Consider the following 16,891-nt stretch of genomic DNA (forward strand, 5'->3'; position numbering starts at 1 on the left):
GTACTATGTTGTAAGTTGAAAAAAGAGAAAAGAAGTCTTACATCAGAGGTCGAATAATTGAAATGCGGGGGAGTCTTATGTCAGTAAAATCCGATAGTCGTCACCTATATCTACGGGTGATTGATCACATCAAAGAAAAAATTAAAGATGGGGCTTATAAAGAACGACAAAAGTTACCATCAGAGTTTGATTTAGCGAAAGAACTTGGCGTAAGTAGAGCGACTTTAAGGGAAGCGTTGCGTATTTTAGAAGAAGAAAATGTTGTCATTCGTAGACATGGTGTAGGGACATTTGTAAATGCAAAGCCATTATTTTCTTCTGGAATAGAACAACTTTCTAGTATTACAGATATGATTTCTAGTGTGGGGAAAACACCAGGAACAATCTTTTTATCATCATCTACTACAACTTTAACAGAAGAGGAAAAAGAGAAGTTTAATAGTGAAGATGGTTTTAATGCAGTGATGATTGAACGCGTACGTACAGCAGATGGGGAACCTGTTGTGTATTGTATCGATAAACTTGCAAAAGAAATATTGCCAGATTTATCGGGTTACAATGAGGAATCATTATTAACGGTGATACATAATAACACACATAAGCGCATAACATATGCGGTTGCCCACATTGAGCCAATTGGCTATCACCCTAAAATCTCACCGATTTTAGAATGTGAGCCTGAAACAGCACTGCTTGTATTAAAACAAATGCACTATGATCAAAATGATGAGCCAATCTTATATTCTATCAATTACTTTAGAGCTGATAAATTTAGCTTCCACGTATTAAGAAAGCGTATGTAGGTAAATTCCTTTTTAGGGAGGTGACAGCAAGAAGTAAGGAACAGCAGCGTAAGAATAAATAAATATATATCATTTTTGGAGGGGTTTCTAGTATGAAGAAAAAAGCAGGCCTTTTATTATCATTAACATTAGCAGCAAGTACAGTTTTAGGTGCATGTGGTAACTCGGATAAGGCGAGCAGTGACAAGAAAGACACGAAAGACAATAAAGACTTCAAGGTTGGTCTCGTAACGGATGTTGGGGGCGTTGATGATAAGTCATTCAACCAATCTTCTTGGGAAGGGTTACAAAAGTTTGGTAAAGATAATGGTTTAAAAGAAAAGACAAATTATCGTTACCTTCAGTCTGAAAAAGAGGCTGATTATATTCCGAATTTAAAAAAATTCTCGAAAGATAAATATGATTTAACATTCGGAATTGGTTATAAATTAGAGGGTGCAATTAAAGAAGTAGCAAAAGAATCGTCAAAACAACAATTTGCAATCGTAGATACTGTTGTAGATGCACCGAACGTAACGAGCATTACGTTTAAAGATCATGAAGGATCATTCCTTGTAGGTGCGGTAGCAGCTATGTCAACAAAATCGAATAAAGTAGGATTTGTTGGTGGAATGAAAAGTGATTTAATTAGTAAATTTGAAAATGGATTTAAAGCTGGTGCAAAGGCAGTAAATCCAAACATTGAAATCGTATCTGAATATGCAGAAGCATTCGATAAGCCTGAAAAAGGTACAGTTCTTGCTTCAGCAATGTATGGTCAAGGCGTAGACGTAATTTATCATGCTGCTGGTGGTACAGGTAACGGTGTGTTCACAGAAGCGAAAAACCGTAAGAAAAAAGGTGAAAATGTTTGGGTAATCGGTGTTGACCGTGACCAACATCAAGAAGGTATGCCTGAAAATGTAACATTAACTTCAATGATTAAACGTGTTGATGTAGCTGTAGAAAAAGTAGCTAAAGAAGCAAAAGATGGGAATTTAAAAGGTGGGAAAATTGAAGAGTTTGGCTTAAAAGATGACGGTATTGGTATTTCAAAAACAACTGATAACGTGAAAAAAGTTAACCCTGAAATTTTAACAAAAGTAGAAGAGCTTGAAAAGAAAATTACAGCCGGTGAAATTAAAGTGCCAGCTACAGATAAAGAGTATAAAGAATACGAAGCTTCTCTAAAAAAATAAATAGAGAAATAGCAAAGGTTAGTTCATAGAACTAACCTTTGTATGTATAAAACTTCCGAATTGCTTAATAAGTTAATAGTGTAATAGGGAATGTTCCCTGTTAAAAGGAGGAACACAATGGAATACGTAATTGAGATGAATAACATTACGAAAGTATTCCCAGGCATTGTAGCGAATGATGATATTACGCTGCAAGTAAAGCAGGGTGAGATACATGCTTTACTTGGAGAAAATGGTGCAGGGAAATCCACATTGATGAATGTACTATTTGGTTTGTACCAACCAGAGCAGGGTGAAATTAAAATTAAAGGTAAACCTGTAAAAATCACAAATCCGAATATAGCAAATGACCTTGGTATTGGAATGGTCCATCAACACTTTATGCTTGTTCATAATTTTACAGTTACAGAGAATATTATTCTCGGAAATGAACCGAAGAAAAAAGGGAAAATTGCTGTTGAGGATGCTGCTAAAGAAATTCAAAAACTGTCTGAACAATACGGTTTGGCTGTAGATCCATATGCGAAAATACAGGATATTTCAGTGGGTATGCAACAGCGTGTTGAGATTTTGAAAACTCTTTACCGCGGTGCAGAAATTTTAATATTTGATGAACCGACAGCTGTGTTAACACCACAAGAAATTCATGAGCTAATTCAAATTATGAAAAAGCTTGTACAAGAAGGAAAATCTATTGTTCTTATTACACATAAGTTGAAAGAAATTATGGAAGTTTGCGATCGTTGTACGATTATTCGTAAAGGAAAAGGGATTGGAACGGTTGACGTTGCAAATACGGATGAAAATAAACTTGCAGAATTAATGGTCGGACGTCAAGTGAATTTTAAAACAGAAAAAATAGACGCGAAGCCAAAAGAAGAGGTACTTTCAATTGCAAACCTTGTTGTTCACGATGCACGTCAACTACCTGCTGTAAAAGGCCTTGACTTAACTGTTCGTGCGGGGGAAATTGTTGGGATTGCAGGGATTGATGGAAACGGACAAAGTGAATTAATAGAAGCAATTACTGGTTTACGAAAAGTTGAGTCAGGTTCTATTGCAATTAAAGGAAAAGAAATAACAAATTGGCCTGTTAGAAGAATAACAGAAGAAGGAATTGGTCATATTCCAGAAGATCGTCATAAACACGGACTCGTTCTTGATTTTTCTGTTAGAGATAATATAGTTCTGCAAACGTACTATAAAAATCCATTTTCAAAGAAAGGGATTTTAAATTTCAGCAAAATTACAGAAAAAGCAAAGGCTCTTATTGAACAGTTTGATGTGCGTACACCTAGTGAGCAAACGTTAGCACGCGCTCTATCTGGGGGGAATCAACAAAAAGCAATTATTGCACGTGAAGTAGACCGAAATCCAGATTTATTAATCGCGGCACAGCCAACACGTGGTTTAGATGTAGGAGCAATTGAATTTATTCATAAGAGATTAATAGAGCAAAGGGATAAAGGAAAAGGTGTATTACTTTTATCATTAGAGTTAGATGAAATCTTAAATGTTAGCGATCGAATTGCTGTTATTTATGAAGGGGAAATTGTAGCAATAGTGGATGCGAAAGAAACGAATGAACAACAGCTTGGATTGTTAATGGCTGGAGGAACAAAGAAGGAGCAGGTGGGTACAAATGGCTAAAAAGCTTTTAACAGAACGAACGATAAATATTTTAGTCCCAGTACTATCCGTTATTTTCGGCTTACTTGTAGGAGCGATTGTAATGCTAGTTAGTGGCTATGATCCAATTGTTGGTTATAGTGCACTTTGGACAGGAATGTTCGGCAGCGCAAGTGCGATTGGTGAAACGCTCCGTACAATGATACCGCTTATTCTTGCTGGCTTATCGGTGGCGTTTGCATTTCGTACAGGTTTATTTAATATCGGGGTAGAGGGTCAATTGTTAGTTGGTTGGCTTGCAGCGGTTTGGTTCGGTTATGCAGTCTCACTACCAGCGTTCCTTCATATTCCATTATCGATTTTATTTGCCGCATTGGTGGGCGGAATTTGGGGCTTCATTCCGGGATATTTAAAAGGGAAGTTTCAAGTGAATGAAGTTATTGTAACTATTATGATGAACTATATTGCGTTGTATGTAACGTATGACATCATTAAGCGTTTCTTACATGCGGGTAATGACAAAACGTATGATATTAAAGAGAGTGCGTCACTATCTTCAGACTGGCTTGCTTCTATTACTGACGGTTCACGTCTACACTGGGGAATTATTGTAGCAATTTTAATCGCTATTTTAATGTGGTTCTTATTAGATCGAACAACTTTAGGTTACGAATTAAAGTCTGTAGGATTTAATCAGCATGCTTCTCAATATGCAGGTATGAAAGTTTCTCGTAATGTAGTATTCTCTATGACAATTGCTGGTGCATTTGCGGGGATTGGTGGAGCGATGGAAGGATTAGGGACATTTCAGAGTATGACAGCGATGTCTTCGTTTACAGGAGTAGGATTTGATGGGATTGCCGTAGCATTACTTGGAGGGAATAATCCGTTTGGTATAATCCTTTCAGCTTTATTATTTGGTGGTTTGAAAAGTGCTTCCCCTCAAATGAACTTTGAGGCAGATGTACCGTCAGAGCTTATTAATGTAATTATTGCATGTATCATCTTCTTTGTTGCATGTAGTTATGTGTTAAGATGGGCGCTTACACGCATGAGCAAGGAGGGGAAATAAATGAGCTTTTTAGATATATTAGCCATTCTTGTGACGGGTACGTTATATACATCGGCACCTATCATTTTCACAGCACTAGGTGGTGTATTTAGTGAACGATCAGGTGTTGTAAATATCGGATTAGAAGGACTAATGCTATTTGGTGCATTTATTGGAGTTGTTACAAACTTATTGATGGGTGATACTTGGGGAACGATGACTCCATGGATTGCATTATTATTTGCGGCAATTGGTAGTGGATTATTTGCATTACTTCATGCGGTAGCTTCTATTACATTCCGAGCAGATCAAGTTGTAAGTGGTGTAGCCATTAACTTCTTGTCTCTTGGTTTAACAGTATTTGCAATTAAGAAGATTTTTGATAAAGGGCAGACTGACTTTATTCAGTATCGTATTGAAAAGATTGATATTCCAGGCCTTTCGGATATTCCGGTTTTAGGGAAAATATTTTTCTCGAACGTACCAATAACGTCGTATATTGCCATTATTTTAGCATTCGTTGTTTGGTATGTTATTTATAAAACACCGTTCGGTCTTCGTCTACGTGCTGTTGGTGAACACCCAATGGCAGCGGATACGATGGGGATTAATGTATATAAAATGCGTTATATTGGAGTCTGTATTTCAGGAGTGTTTGCTGGAATCGGTGGAGCGATTTTTGCAATGTCAATTTCTAATAATTTCTCAGGGGCAACTATTACAGGACAAGGTTTCTTAGCTTTAGCTGCTATGATTTTTGGGAAGTGGAATCCACTAGGCGCATTAGGTGCAGCTCTATTCTTTGGTTTTGCGCAATCTCTAAGTGTAACGGGCGGAACAATTCCTGTATTAGATCAAATTCCAAGTGTTTTATTAACGATATTACCATATGTATTCACAATATTAGCGCTTGTTGGTTTTGTAGGTCGTTCTGAAGCTCCGAAAGCATTAGGAACTCCTTATGAAAAAGGAAAACGATAAGTATTTTATAAGTATAAAAAAGCTCGCACATTAGTGTGGGCTTTTTTACATAGAATATATTTAATACGGAATTTTACTATGTTCCTTACATATTAAAGTTTTTAGAAAGAATCATATGTAAGCATAATAAGGGAGAAAAGTTGATTTTTTATTTCTAAAAACTGTATATTGAAGAGGAATATTCCTATATACGTAAAGGAGGGCTATAAATGAAACTAATGGAACAACAACTACATGAGTTAGATGGTTTGCGCGTACATATTATTCCGACTGATAAATATAAAACGAATACCTTTGTATTTCGTTTTAAAGCGCCTTTAAATGAGGAGACGGTGACAGAGCGTGCCTTATTGCCATACGTATTGCAAAGTGCGACAGAAAAATTACCTTCTGTAATTCGTCTTCGTCAATATTTAGAAGAATTATACGGATCTTCTTTAGCGGTAGATGTAAGTAAAAAAGGGGAAGACCATATTATCTCTATTTATGTAGACATTGCAAATGAAGTTTACTTACATGATGCACCACCGTTATTTGAAAAAGCGCTTTCTATGTTGTCAGATATTGTGTTACATCCAGCAACGGAGGGCAACGGTTTCCTATCTTCTATCGTAGAAAGTGAAAAAAGAGCACTGTTACAGAGAATTGAAGCTACTTATGACGATAAAATGCGTTATGCAAACGAGCGTTTAATTGAAGAAATGTGCAAAGTAGAACCGTATCGTTTAAGTGCAAATGGAAAAAAAGAGAGTGTTATGTCTATTACAAATGAAAGTCTGTATCAATATTATCAAAAGGTGTTAGCGGAAGATGAAATGGATCTATATATTATTGGTGATATTTCAGAAAACGCCGTTGATCTTGTAAGTAAGTATTTTTCTATTTCAGCTCGTCCAGTGAGAGAAAGAAATGTACTCCTTCATAGACGAAATAATGAAGAAAAAGAAGTTGTTGAAAAACAAGAATTAAAACAAAGTAAATTACACATCGGTTATCGTACATTTGTCACATATAAAGATGAAGATTATTTTGCATTGCAATTGTTCAATGGATTGTTTGGTGGCTTTTCTCATTCTAAGTTATTCGTAAATGTGCGTGAAAAAAATAGTTTAGCGTACTATGCAGCATCGCGCTTTGAAAGTCATAAAGGTTTATTATTTGTTATGTCAGGAATTGAAGCGAAAAATTATGAAAAAGCAGTTGAGATTATTAAAGAACAAATGCTTGCGATGCAAAACGGAGAGTTTTCTGAAGAAGAAATACATCAAACAAAAAGTGTCATCCAAAATCAAATATTAGAGGCAATTGATACACCACGTGGCTTTGTAGAAATGCTATATCATGGCATTATTTCAGATCGTACACGTCCAGTTGAAGAATGGCTTACAGGTATAGAAAGTGTGACAAAAGAAGAAATTGTAAAAGTTGCTAAAAATATTGAACTAGATACAATTTACTTTTTACAAGGAACGGAGGGAGAGTAAGTGGAGAAAATTGTTTATGAGCAATTAAAAGAAACACTCTATTATGAAAAACTTCCTAATGGATTAGATGTATATGTTTTACCGAAACAAGGATTTAATAAAACATTTGCAACGTTTACGACGAAATATGGTTCTGTAGATAATACATTTGTACCATTAGGGAAAGAAGAAATGATTCGTGTGCCAGATGGGATTGCACATTTTCTTGAGCATAAATTATTTGAAAAAGAAGATCACGATGCTTTCCAATTGTTTAGTAAACAAGGAGCATCGGCAAATGCTTTTACATCCTTCACACGAACAGCTTACCTTTTTTCAGGTACTTCAAACGTAGAACAAAATTTAAATACATTGCTAAACTTCGTACAAGAGCCCTATTTCTCTGAAAAAACAGTTGAAAAAGAGAAGGGGATTATTGGGCAAGAAATTCAAATGTATCAAGATAACCCAGATTGGCGTTTGTACTTTGGGTTAATTGATAGCTTATTTGTAAAACACCCAATTAAAATTGATATTGCGGGGACAATCGAATCTATTAGTAAAATTACGAAAGATTTATTATATGAATGTTATGAAACATTTTATCATCCGAGCAATATGTTATTATTTGTTGTGGGTGCAATTGATCCAGAGAAAACAATGGATTTAGTACGTGAAAATCAAGCGAAAAAAGATTATAAAAACCAGCCAGAAATTGTGCGTTCATTTGAAGAAGAACCAAATGAGGTAAATGAAAAGAAAAAAAATATTTCAATGCCTGTGCAAACACCGAAATGTTTAGTTGGTATTAAAGCGACTAATTTAAAAGAAAAGGGGCAAGCGCTTTTAAAACAAGAAATTGCGCTTACGTTACTTTTAGATTATTTATTTGGAAAAAGTTCTGTTCATTACGAAGCTTTATATAATGAAGGACTTATTGATGATTCATTCTCGTATGACTATACAGAAGAAAATAACTTCGGTTTTGCAATGGTTGGTGGTGATACGAAACAACCTGATGAATTGGCAGATCGTTTAAAAGATATTTTATTAAAAACAGATTATGATCAATTAGATGCGACGGCATTAGAACGAGTGAAGAAAAAGAAAATTGGTGGTTTTTTACGCTCGTTAAATTCACCAGAATATATTGCAAATCAATTTACACGATACGCGTTTAATGAATCTAGCCTATTTGATGCATTGACTGTATTAGAAGGACTAACCGTTCAAGACTTACAAGAAGTAGCGGGATTATTGTTATCAGAAGAAAAAATGAGTGTTTGTCAGGTGTTACCGAAAAAATAAAATTTTAAAGATACCCTCATCTTATCATTGAAAAATTGTAAGATGAGGGTATTATTTAGTTGTGTGAAAATTGAAGTTGTAGAGATAAGAGAGGGAATTTATGAAAAAGTATGCGTTAGTAACTGGAGGGAGCGGAGGGATTGGCTCTGCTATTTCGAAACAATTAATTCAAGATGGATATACAGTTTATGTTCATTACAATAACAGTGAAGAAAAGGTATTGGAATTGCAGAAGGCATGGGGAGAAGTTATCCCTGTTCAAGCTAATTTAGCTTCTAGTGATGGAGCAGAACGATTGTGGGGACAAATTGAACATCCTATTGATGTTATTGTATACGCAGCGGGGAAGAGTATTTTTGGATTAGTAACAGATGTAACAAACGATGAATTAGATTATATGGTAGAACTTCAAGTGAAGAACGTATATAAATTACTTTCAATGGCACTTCCGCCTATGATTGAGAGAAGAAGTGGTAATATTGTAATTGTTTCATCTATATGGGGACAAATAGGGGCTTCTTGTGAAGTGCTTTATTCAATGGTAAAAGGGGCGCAAAATTCATATGTGAAAGCTTTAGCGAAAGAAGTTTCTTTAAGTGGATTACGTGTGAATGCAGTAGCACCAGGAGCAATTGAAACGGAAATGTTAAGTGTTTTTTCTGAAGAAGATAAAATGGGAATTGCTGAAGATATACCATTAGGTAGAATAGGATTACCAGAAGAAGTAGCGAAAACAGTTTCATTTCTCGTATCACCAGGAGCGTCTTACATAACTGGACAAATTATCGGAGTGAATGGCGGTTGGCACTGCTAAAAAATTCTTACATAAAAAATGAATAGTTGCACAAATTAAGGATGATTTTATTACTCAATAGTGAGGTGCTTAATTATGTCAGTATTAGATAATTTTGATCAGTGGAAGAGCTTTTTAGGAGAACGTTTAGAGCAAGCGCAAGACAAAGGTTTAGATGGCGGTGCGGTATCAGATATGGCATTTCGTGTTGGCGACTATCTTGCTAATGAAGTAGAAGGACGCAATGACCAAGAGAAATTATTAGCTGAGCTTTGGAAAGTTGCTGATGAACAGGAGCAACATACAATTGCAAATTTAATGGTTAAGTTCGTACAACATAAGTAAAAGTAGAGAGGAGATTCTCCTCTCTACTTTTTTTGTATAATAATTACACAGGATAGATTATACATTTAGCTTCCCTATTAAGGTGAAATCATATAATATAGTACGTAGGTGTAAAGTAAGCAAGGGGAGTGATCTTGGATGATTGAATGGTATTTTGAATATGAAATACATAAAAACCGACCTGGCTTGCTTGGTGACGTTTCTTCGTTAATCGGTATGCTCGGCATTAATATTGTCACAATTAATGGTGTAGATAATGCACGACGTGGGTTACTTCTTATGTGTGATAATCAAGAGCAAATCTCTAGACTTGAATCAATTTTAAATACGATGGATAACATAACGGTAACGAAATATCGTCCGCCCAAGCTAAGAGATAAGCTAGCAGTTAGGCATGGTAGGTACATACAACGAGATGCAGATGATAAGAAAACATTTCGATTTGTGCGTGATGAATTAGGCTTACTTGTAGACTTTATGGCAGAAATCATGAAAAAAGAAGGCCATAAACTAATTGGGATACGCGGAATGCCTCGTGTCGGAAAAACAGAATCCATTGTGGCTGCAAGTGTTTGTGCAAATAAAAGGTGGTTATTTGTATCATCTACTCTTATTAAGCAAACTGTTCGTAGTCAATTAATTGAAGATGAGTATAGCGATGACAATATTTTCATCCTAGATGGAATTGTGTCAACGAAGCGTGCTAACGAAAGACATTGGCAGCTCGTTCGTGAAATTATGAGATTGCCTGCAACGAAAGTTGTGGAACATCCTGATGTATTTGTGAGTCAGTCAGAATACACATTGGATGATTTTGATTATATTATCGAGTTGCGTAACGATTATGATGAAGAAATTCAATATAATTTAGTAGATGAAATTGAGCAAGGTACGCAAAATAATTTCTCTATGTTTGACTTTTAAAGAAATATTGAGGTGTTAGTAGTGACGGAATTGGGACAAAAGCTGAAAGAAGCAAGAGAAGCGAAAGGCTTGTCTATTGATCAGCTGCATGAGATTACAAAAATTCAAAAACGCCATTTAGTGGCAATTGAAGAAGGCAATTATGATGTATTGCCAGGAGCTTTTTATGCGCGTGCATTCATTAAACAATACGCAGATGCGGTTGGATTAAATGGAGAGGAACTGCTTGTAGAACATCAGAGTACGATACCACAATCTGAAAAGCGTGAAGTTCCACAAGTATCAACGGGACAAAAAACACAAGAAACAATGCAAAAATCTTCATCATGGCCAATTGCAGATCACATGCCGAAAATCTTAGTTGCGCTGTTAGTAATCGCAGTTGGAGTGGTAATCTGGTTTGTGTTTCAAGCGTTAACTGGAAAAGATGATGAAAAAGTTCCGAGCGCTCAAAGTGAGAAAATTGAAGTTCAAAAAGCGAAAGATTCTCCGTTAGATACGAAGAAAGATGAAGTGAAAGCGGAAGAGCCAAAAAAAGAGGAACCAAAGAAAGAAGAACCAAAGAAAGAGGAGCAACCAGCACAACCAACTGGACAGCAAGAAGTGAAAGTAGTTGGAACAACTGGAAAGGTATCTACTTTGGAAATTCATAATAATAAAACATTAGAACTGGAATTATCGGGTAAAGGTGCGAGTTATGTAGATGTTAAAGATGATGCTGGGAATGTGATTCTAAACGCTACAGTACAAGAGGGCCAAATAGAAAAACGTGATGTATCAACATTAAAAGAAGTGCGACTTAATATTGGGAATGCAACGAATGTTGAAGTTAAACTGAATGGCCAAGTGGTCGCTTATCCATTGGATCCAGAAAAAGAACTTCACCAAAGATTGGTGATAAAAAACCAAGGGATAGAGCAACCTGCACAATAACAGTCATCGCTTCGATGACTTTTTTTCGATGAACAAATGTTTTTGATATGATGGAGGAATAGCTGTGAATTTACCAAATAAAATTACAATATCTAGAATCTTCTTAATTCCAATTTTTATGGTAATTATGTTAGCACCCTTTGATTGGGGTTCATACAAAATTGGTGATGTTGATTTACCAATTCAACATTTAGTGGGGGCACTTATCTTTATCATTGCTTCAGCTACAGATTGGATTGATGGACATTACGCAAGAAAATATAATCTTGTAACGAATTTAGGGAAGTTTCTTGACCCGTTAGCTGATAAATTGCTTGTTTCGGCAGCACTTATTACATTGGTAGAGATGCAATATGTACCGGCTTGGATTGTTATTGTAATTATCAGTCGTGAGTTTGCGGTAACAGGTTTACGTCTTGTACTTGCTGGAACAGGGGAAGTAGTTGCAGCAAACCAACTAGGAAAAATTAAGACGTGGACACAAATTATTGCAATTGCAGCATATTTATTACACGATGTACCTTTAAATTTAATCCATATTCCAGTTGCAGATATCTTCATATGGATTGCATTAATCTTTACTGTTATTTCAGGATGGGATTATTTCTGGAAAAATAGAGCTGCTTTTGTAAACTCAAAATAGAAGTTTATGGGGGAATTGGGATGAATGCTGAGATTATTGCGGTTGGAACTGAATTATTACTTGGACAAATTGCAAATACAAACGCCCAGTTTTTATCTGAAAAGTTAGCTTCAATCGGAATTAACGTGTACTATCATACTGTTGTTGGTGATAATAATAAGCGACTGCAAAAGGCGATTGAAGCTGCGGAAGAACGTGCTGATATACTTATTTTTACAGGTGGATTAGGACCGACAAAAGATGATTTAACGAAAGAAACGATAGCTGCTAGTTTAGATGAAGAGCTTGTGTATGATGAAAAGGCATTAGTCTTAATAAGTAATTACTTTAAGCGTACAGGCCGTGAATTTACGGAGAATAATAAAAAGCAAGCGCTCGTTTTAAATGGAGCAACAGTATTTGCAAATGACCACGGTATGGCGCCAGGTATGGGGGTAAATAAGAACGGAAAAGTTTATATTTTATTACCAGGGCCGCCAAAAGAAATGAAACCAATGTATGTAAGTTACGTAGAGCTTTTTTTACGTAATTTTACAACAGGAGAAAACATTTATTCTCGTGTGCTTCGTTTCTTTGGTATTGGGGAGTCCCAATTAGAGGTGAAAGTGCAAGATTTAATTGATGGACAAACAAACCCAACAATTGCCCCGTTAGCAAATGATGGAGAAGTGACATTACGTTTAACCGCTAAGCATCAAAATGTTAGGGAAGCGGAGAAACTAATTCAACATGTGGAAGATTTGATTTTAGAAAGAGTAGGAGAATTTTTCTACGGATATGACCAAGAATTTTTGCATTATAAGGCAATCGAGTTATTGAAGAGAAAAGGGTTAACTTTAGCGTGTGCAGAAAGTTTAACAGGTGGTCTTTTTGGAAATCAAGTAACTGAAAACGCTGGTGTTTCTTCTGTATTTAAAGGCGGTGTCATTTGTTATCATAATGATGTGAAGCAACATGTTTTACGTGTGCCTGAAGAAGTGTTGCATACTGATGGTGCAGTTAGTAAAGAATGTGCTCGTTATCTTGCTGAAAATGTTAAGGATGTATTAAAAGCGGATATCGGAATTAGTTTCACTGGGGTAGCAGGGCCAGATGCTTCAGAACAGAAAGAACCAGGAACAGTATTTGTTGGGCTTTCGATTAAGGATGAGCCAACTGTAGTCTTTCCTCTTAATTTAAGCGGAAGTCGTCAACAAATTAGAGAACGAACAGCAAAATATGGTTTTTATCATTTATATAAAAAGCTAGAAGAGATATAAGTTTCTTCTAGTTTTTTTACGTTTAAATTTAAATATTATTTGATAGAAAATAAAAAAATCGAATAAATGTTCGATTTTTGTTGGCAAATTGAATTGAAAATAGGTATAATAAGATTAGCAATTCAGTTAAGGAGGAATTTTGAATGAGTGATCGTCAAGCGGCGTTAGATATGGCGTTAAAACAAATAGAGAAGCAATTCGGTAAAGGTTCAATTATGAAATTAGGAGAACAAGCAGAGCGTAGAGTTTCTACGGTTTCTAGTGGTTCTTTAGCACTTGATGTGGCACTAGGAGTAGGCGGATATCCACGTGGCCGTATTATCGAAATTTACGGACCTGAAAGTTCAGGTAAAACGACAGTTTCATTACATGCAATTGCAGAAGTACAACGTCAAGGTGGACAAGCAGCATTCATCGATGCGGAGCACGCAATGGATCCTGTATATGCACAAAAATTAGGCGTTAACATAGATGAATTACTATTATCACAGCCTGATACAGGGGAGCAAGGATTAGAAATCGCGGAAGCACTTGTACGAAGTGGTGCGGTTGACATTATCGTAATTGACTCTGTAGCAGCTCTTGTACCGAAAGCAGAGATTGAAGGCGACATGGGTGACTCGCACGTAGGTTTACAAGCACGTTTAATGTCACAAGCACTTCGTAAGCTTTCAGGAGCAATCAACAAATCAAAAACAATTGCAATCTTTATTAACCAAATTCGTGAAAAAGTTGGGGTTATGTTCGGAAATCAACTACAAGTTGCTTAATCGAAAAGATTAAGGAGTTTACCATGGGTTTCCCTTGCTAGTGATAGCATGTTAAAAACCTTGTGAACCTTATTGCCTAAGGGTGTAACTATCCATATAGTTGCTAACGGTGAAGCCCACCATTATTTAGGGTAATACCGTGCCAAGCTCCATAGTGATATGGGGAAGGTGTAGAGACTACCGAAAAGGACTTTTAGTTAACTGAGTAGGGTACGGCAGATGATAGGCTACTGCTGGAAGTGCAAGGCTCTCTGTAAAGAGATGAAGAGATAGTCCGGACTATAGAGATGGAAAATCTATAGATAGTGCCAGAAACAACTCCAGGTGGTCGTGCGTTGAAGTTCTATTCAACTGTCCGTCTTGAAGTGCGTCGTGCGGAGCAATTAAAGCAAGGTAACGACATCGTTGGTAATAAAACAAAAGTAAAAGTAGTGAAAAATAAAGTAGCACCACCATTCCGTGTTGCGGAAGTTGATATTATGTACGGAGAAGGTATTTCAAGAGAAGGTGAAATCTTGGATATGGCTTCTGAGCTTGATATCGTTCAAAAGAGCGGTGCTTGGTATTCTTATAATGAAGAACGCCTAGGACAAGGTCGTGAAAATTCGAAGCAGTTCTTAAAAGAAAATACAGATTTAAGAGAAGAAATTGCCTTCTTTATTCGTGAGCATCACGGAATTAGTGAAGATTCTGGTGCTGAGGGCGCAGAAGATTCAACTCTTCTTGATTAAAAAAATAAAAGACACGGTCTCGTGTCTTTTATTTTTTTATCTACTATTAAGGAGCATAATACTATAGATAAAAATATTTTTTGACTTCAAATGGGTTGTGTAAAGAAGGATATGTAAATATTTTAAGTAAAGAAATGGGAATTACTAAGGTTTTCCAGTATAATAGGCTCCTTACTTTTCAAATTTAGGTCACATTCAAGGCTGAAGGTAAAGAAAGTAAAAGTAGACAACGCTTGACAATGAAAATTACGATAGATACAATGAGAATGTATATTTTTTCTTATATACGATATACTCTTCTCAAGAAGAGAAGTAATATTCGGAGTAAGGTTTAAATCTTACCGAAATAATAATATGACATTTTAATTGTGAAATGAAGAAAGTCCCTTAAAAAAGCGGGACGACGGTCTTTGCTGTATGTTGTAATTCAATGTACATGCCGACAGTCTTTTTTCATTCATAGCAAGGGGAGGTGAAATCATGAGTAGTACAGTTTGGATACTCATCTCCATTTTGCTTGCAACAACAGTCGGTGCAGTTGTTGGCTTTTTTGTTCGAAAGTCTATTGCTGAAGCGAAGATTAATGGTGCGGCTAATGAAGCAAAACGTATTCTAGACGAAGCGAATCGTGAGGCTGAAGCACTTAAGAAAGAAGCGCTTTTAGAAGCAAAGGATGAAATTCATACACTTCGTACAGAAGCTGAATTAGAAATTCGTGACCGTAGAAGCGAATTACAAAAACAAGAAAATCGTTTAATGCAAAAAGAAGAGAACCTTGATCGTAAAGACGAAACGCTCGATAAACGCGAGCAACAGTTAGAGAAGAAAGAGGAATCTCTTGTAGCGAGACAACAACAGATTGAAGAGTTGGAAAGCAAAGTGGGAGAGTTAGTTCAAAAGCAACAAACAGAATTAGAGCGCATTTCCAATCTGACACGCGAACAAGCGAAAGCAATTATTCTTGGTAAAGTAGAAAATGAAGTTTCTCATGAAATCGCTGTTATGGTAAAAGAAAGTGAAGTTCGCGCGAAAGAAGAAGCGGATAAGAAAGCAAAAGAGATTTTATCTCTTGCAATGCAAAGATGTGCAGCTGATCATGTTGCTGAAACAACCGTTTCGGTTGTAAATCTTCCAAATGACGAAATGAAGGGACGTATTATCGGGCGTGAAGGTCGTAATATTCGTACGTTAGAAACGTTAACGGGCATTGACTTAATTATCGATGATACACCAGAGGCGGTAATCCTTTCTGGATTCGACCCAATTCGTCGTGAAACAGCTCGTATCGCTCTTGATAAACTAGTACAGGACGGACGTATTCACCCAGCGCGTATTGAAGAGATGGTCGAAAAATCAAGACGTGAAGTGGACGAGTATATTCGCGAAGTCGGAGAGCAAACAACGTTTGAAGTGGGTGTTCATGGATTACATCCAGATTTAATTAAAATTTTAGGTCGTTTAAAATACCGTACAAGTTATGGTCAAAACGTCTTAAAACACTCTATGGAAGTTGCATATTTAACTGGACTTATGGCGGCAGAGCTTGGCGAGGATGAAAAACTAGCAAGACGTGCAGGTCTATTACATGATATCGGAAAAGCGATTGACCATGAAGTAGAAGGAAGCCACGTTGAAATTGGTGTTGAACTTGCAACGAAATATAAAGAGCATCCTGTAGTTATAAACAGTATCGCATCTCACCATGGTGACACAGAACCAACTTCTATCATTGCAGTTTTAGTTGCAGCAGCAGATGCTTTATCAGCTGCAAGACCGGGAGCTCGTAGTGAAACACTTGAAAACTATATTCGTCGTCTTGAAAAGTTAGAAGAGATTTCAGAGTCTTATGAAGGCGTTGAAAAATCATTTGCAATTCAAGCAGGACGTGAAGTTCGTATTTTGGTAAAACCAGATACAATCGATGACTTAGAAGCTCATCGTTTAGCTCGTGATATCCGAAAACGTATTGAAAATGAACTGGATTACCCAGGACATATTAAAGTAACTGTTATTCGTGAAACACGTGCAGTGGAATACGCAAAATAAAGTGGTGAAACACCACTTTATTTTTTTGTGTTGG

The 16,891-nt window shown here is 36.4% G+C and carries 14 protein-coding genes and 2 pseudogenes; all 16 read left to right on the plus strand.

Translation table 11 applies throughout. The features are described 5' to 3' along the window. Nucleotides 1-77 precede the first annotated feature (77 nt). The 16 genes and pseudogenes from GBN78_RS19750 (at nt 78) to rny (ending at nt 16,857) form a co-directional block, all read left to right on the plus strand. The gene (locus tag GBN78_RS19750) at nt 78-803 is read left to right on the plus strand and encodes a GntR family transcriptional regulator (RefSeq protein ID WP_000114182.1); all 726 of its coding nucleotides are present in this window, start codon (nt 78-80) and stop codon (nt 801-803) included. 92 nt (nt 804-895) lie between these two features. Beyond that, nucleotides 896-1,981: a BMP family lipoprotein gene (locus tag GBN78_RS19755; protein WP_000725771.1), complete on the plus strand. Its 1,086-nt coding sequence runs from the start codon at nt 896-898 to the stop codon at nt 1,979-1,981. Nucleotides 1,982-2,098: 117 nt separating this feature from the next. Further along, the gene (locus GBN78_RS19760) at nt 2,099-3,631 is read left to right on the plus strand and encodes an ABC transporter ATP-binding protein (RefSeq protein WP_000456907.1); all 1,533 of its coding nucleotides are present in this window, start codon (nt 2,099-2,101) and stop codon (nt 3,629-3,631) included. After that, on the plus strand, nt 3,624-4,682 hold the full coding sequence (locus GBN78_RS19765; protein WP_001085254.1) for an ABC transporter permease: 1,059 nt from the start codon (nt 3,624-3,626) through the stop codon (nt 4,680-4,682). The genes GBN78_RS19760 and GBN78_RS19765 overlap by 8 nt, the downstream gene beginning before the upstream one ends. Next, nucleotides 4,683-5,642 (plus strand): ABC transporter permease, encoded by a 960-nt coding sequence (locus GBN78_RS19770; protein WP_000008857.1) that lies wholly within the window; start codon nt 4,683-4,685, stop codon nt 5,640-5,642. Nucleotides 5,643-5,851: 209 nt separating this feature from the next. Next, nucleotides 5,852-7,126 (plus strand): EF-P 5-aminopentanol modification-associated protein YfmF, encoded by a 1,275-nt coding sequence (gene yfmF / locus GBN78_RS19775; RefSeq protein ID WP_000772405.1) that lies wholly within the window; start codon nt 5,852-5,854, stop codon nt 7,124-7,126. Further along, complete coding sequence (gene yfmH, locus GBN78_RS19780) at nt 7,127-8,413, plus strand: EF-P 5-aminopentanol modification-associated protein YfmH (protein WP_152127638.1); 1,287 nt, start codon at nt 7,127-7,129, stop codon at nt 8,411-8,413. A gap of 100 nt (nt 8,414-8,513) precedes the next feature. Further along, nucleotides 8,514-9,227 carry an elongation factor P 5-aminopentanone reductase gene (gene ymfI / locus GBN78_RS19785; protein ID WP_000759606.1) on the plus strand — a complete coding sequence of 238 codons (714 nt, stop codon included), beginning with the start codon at nt 8,514-8,516 and terminating at the stop codon, nt 9,225-9,227. Between the two features lie 75 nt (nt 9,228-9,302). Next, nucleotides 9,303-9,551, plus strand: a complete 249-nt coding sequence (locus tag GBN78_RS19790; RefSeq protein ID WP_000114450.1) for a DUF3243 domain-containing protein — start codon at nt 9,303-9,305, stop codon at nt 9,549-9,551. A gap of 138 nt (nt 9,552-9,689) precedes the next feature. Further along, on the plus strand, nt 9,690-10,475 hold the full coding sequence (locus GBN78_RS19795) for a DUF3388 domain-containing protein (RefSeq protein WP_000574107.1): 786 nt from the start codon (nt 9,690-9,692) through the stop codon (nt 10,473-10,475). A 21-nt stretch (nt 10,476-10,496) separates the two neighbouring features. Continuing rightward, nucleotides 10,497-11,408: a helix-turn-helix domain-containing protein gene (locus tag GBN78_RS19800; protein WP_000137461.1), complete on the plus strand. Its 912-nt coding sequence runs from the start codon at nt 10,497-10,499 to the stop codon at nt 11,406-11,408. Between the two features lie 64 nt (nt 11,409-11,472). Beyond that, on the plus strand, nt 11,473-12,051 hold the full coding sequence (gene pgsA, locus GBN78_RS19805; RefSeq protein ID WP_001052967.1) for a CDP-diacylglycerol--glycerol-3-phosphate 3-phosphatidyltransferase: 579 nt from the start codon (nt 11,473-11,475) through the stop codon (nt 12,049-12,051). 20 nt (nt 12,052-12,071) lie between these two features. After that, a complete protein-coding gene (locus tag GBN78_RS19810) occupies nt 12,072-13,310 on the plus strand; it encodes a competence/damage-inducible protein A (protein ID WP_152127639.1) in 1,239 nt (412 codons plus the stop codon). A 143-nt stretch (nt 13,311-13,453) separates the two neighbouring features. After that, a pseudogene (gene recA, locus GBN78_RS19815) lies at nt 13,454-14,062 on the plus strand (recombinase RecA); the annotation flags it as partial. 326 nt (nt 14,063-14,388) lie between these two features. Next, a pseudogene (locus tag GBN78_RS19820) lies at nt 14,389-14,811 on the plus strand (recombinase RecA family protein); the annotation flags it as partial. A 480-nt stretch (nt 14,812-15,291) separates the two neighbouring features. After that, nucleotides 15,292-16,857 (plus strand): ribonuclease Y, encoded by a 1,566-nt coding sequence (gene rny, locus GBN78_RS19825; RefSeq protein ID WP_000099770.1) that lies wholly within the window; start codon nt 15,292-15,294, stop codon nt 16,855-16,857. Nucleotides 16,858-16,891 lie beyond the last annotated feature (34 nt).

The organism is Bacillus sp. B2-WWTP-C-10-Post-4 (assembly GCF_009183805.1).
GTDB classification, from domain to species: domain Bacteria; phylum Bacillota; class Bacilli; order Bacillales; family Bacillaceae_G; genus Bacillus_A; species Bacillus_A cereus.

What these genes read in the sequence shown, in the direction of transcription:
- GBN78_RS19755 (WP_000725771.1), top strand. Translation starts at nt 896, where the DNA reads ATGAAGAAAAAAGCAGGCCTTTTATTATCATTAACATTAGCAGCAAGT.
- GBN78_RS19750 (WP_000114182.1), top strand. Translation starts at nt 78, where the DNA reads ATGTCAGTAAAATCCGATAGTCGTCACCTATATCTACGGGTGATTGAT.
- GBN78_RS19810 (WP_152127639.1), top strand. Translation starts at nt 12,072, where the DNA reads ATGAATGCTGAGATTATTGCGGTTGGAACTGAATTATTACTTGGACAA.
- rny (WP_000099770.1), top strand. Translation starts at nt 15,292, where the DNA reads ATGAGTAGTACAGTTTGGATACTCATCTCCATTTTGCTTGCAACAACA.
- GBN78_RS19795 (WP_000574107.1), top strand. Translation starts at nt 9,690, where the DNA reads ATGATTGAATGGTATTTTGAATATGAAATACATAAAAACCGACCTGGC.
- ymfI (WP_000759606.1), top strand. Translation starts at nt 8,514, where the DNA reads ATGAAAAAGTATGCGTTAGTAACTGGAGGGAGCGGAGGGATTGGCTCT.
- GBN78_RS19790 (WP_000114450.1), top strand. Translation starts at nt 9,303, where the DNA reads ATGTCAGTATTAGATAATTTTGATCAGTGGAAGAGCTTTTTAGGAGAA.
- GBN78_RS19760 (WP_000456907.1), top strand. Translation starts at nt 2,099, where the DNA reads ATGGAATACGTAATTGAGATGAATAACATTACGAAAGTATTCCCAGGC.
- yfmF (WP_000772405.1), top strand. Translation starts at nt 5,852, where the DNA reads ATGAAACTAATGGAACAACAACTACATGAGTTAGATGGTTTGCGCGTA.
- GBN78_RS19765 (WP_001085254.1), top strand. Translation starts at nt 3,624, where the DNA reads ATGGCTAAAAAGCTTTTAACAGAACGAACGATAAATATTTTAGTCCCA.
- GBN78_RS19770 (WP_000008857.1), top strand. Translation starts at nt 4,683, where the DNA reads ATGAGCTTTTTAGATATATTAGCCATTCTTGTGACGGGTACGTTATAT.